Genomic DNA, 1,148 nt, shown 5'->3' on the forward strand with positions numbered 1-1,148 from the left:
ATATTCAAAGGCACCGGCGGCGACCGGGGCGTCGAGCGCGAATGTCGTGGCGCCCGAGGTGGCGCCGTTGATTGCCTGGACGACCATGATGCCGTCCTGCGTGGTCGCAGCCCCCGCGCCGCCGAGATTGACCACGGAGATCCCGGTCGAACCGGAAGCCGTTCCGCTCGACAGGACCAACTTGTCGGATGCGGAGGAATCGTCACCGAGCTCGGTCTGGATAAGCAGCAGGCCACCCAGGCCGACATAGTTGCCCGAAATCGTCAGGCTGTCGGTGGCACCGGTGCTGCCATTGGTCAGGTCGATGCGGCCGGCATTGGTGACCTGCGCCAGCTGGCCCGCCGTAAAGGCCTGGATCGCCGTGTTGAAGCCGCCGCCATAAAGCGTGCTCGCGGCATCGACACTGAGCGAACCTGTGCCGGTGCCGCTATCGCCGAGCACCAGATTGCTGTCCATCGTCAGCTCGGTGTCGTTGGTGGCGTCGATGCTCTCCCAGTTCTGGAGCCGGCTGACCCCATCCAGTTTGACGTTGTCCAGTGTCAGCGCGTCGGTACCGAGGCCGCCTGATATGGCATCCGTGGCACCGAGATTGGCGTTGGTGAGGTTGCTGAGCCTGGCGGTGTCGTTGTCGCCGCCGAGATCGACGGCGCCATAGATGATGCCGCCACCGTTCCAGACGAAATCGTCGGCGCCAAAACTCATCAGTATATCGCCACCGACCGTGCCCCCGGTGATCGTGACACTGTCATTGCCGCCGCTGACGCTGATGTTGCCGCCGATGGTGCCGCCCGACAGGATGATCGTGTCCTTGTCGAAGCCGGTGACGAGGTTGCGGTCGATGGTGCCGCCGGACATGTTGAAGTAATTCTGGTCGAGCTTCATGTTGACGCGGCCGATGCGGCCACCGGTCATCACGGCGCGGTCGCCATCGTCGAAGAAATCGACGATGCGTCCGCCGGTCATGGTGAAGGTGTCGAGGCCGTCGCCCTGGTTGAGCGAGCCGATCTGGCCGCCGCTCATGTTGAAGTCGTCGATGCCGGCGCCCTGCTGGACATTGCCGGCGACGGTCCCCGCGCCAATGGTGAAAAAATCCGTGCCGCCACCCTGATCGACGGTGCCGGTGATGGTGCCGGACTGCATGTCGATGC

At 64.1% G+C, this 1,148-nt stretch carries 1 pseudogene; it reads right to left on the bottom strand.

The window, feature by feature from the left end:
• Positions 1 to 1,148, bottom strand: a pseudogene (locus EN893_RS34960) (autotransporter outer membrane beta-barrel domain-containing protein); the annotation flags it as partial.

The sequence above is a fragment of the Mesorhizobium sp. M7A.F.Ca.CA.004.04.2.1 genome (assembly GCF_004022825.1).
GTDB lineage: Bacteria > Pseudomonadota > Alphaproteobacteria > Rhizobiales > Rhizobiaceae > Mesorhizobium.